Origin of the sequence: Glycomyces sp. L485, from assembly GCF_022548875.1 — a bacterium.
In the GTDB taxonomy this organism is placed as follows: Bacteria; Actinomycetota; Actinomycetes; order Mycobacteriales; family Micromonosporaceae; genus Glycomyces.
The window spans coordinates 1-276 of sequence record NZ_JAKZEW010000121.1 but is presented as its reverse complement, the minus strand read 5'-3'; the positions used below and the strand labels follow the sequence as shown (position 1 = coordinate 276).

The 276-nt window shown below is 67.0% G+C and carries 1 pseudogene; it reads left to right on the top strand.

The features are described 5' to 3' along the window. A pseudogene (locus tag L0U85_RS20245) lies at positions 1–276 on the top strand (hypothetical protein); the annotation flags it as partial.

The window sequence follows — 276 nt, the reverse complement described above, 5'->3', positions numbered from 1 at the left end:
CCCAACGACGCGACCGTGGCCGACCTCGACGGCGACGGCACCTACGAGTTGATCCAGAAGTGGGACCCGTCCAACTCCAAGGACAACTCCCGCGACGGCAACACCGGCAACGTCTACATCGACGCCTACACCCTCTCCGGTCAGCGCCTGTGGCGCATTGACCTGGGGATCAACATCCGGGCCGGGGCGCACTACACGTCCTTGATCGCCTACGACTTCGACGGCGACGGCTCGGCCGAGATCGCGCTCAAGACCGCCGACGGCACCCGCGACGGC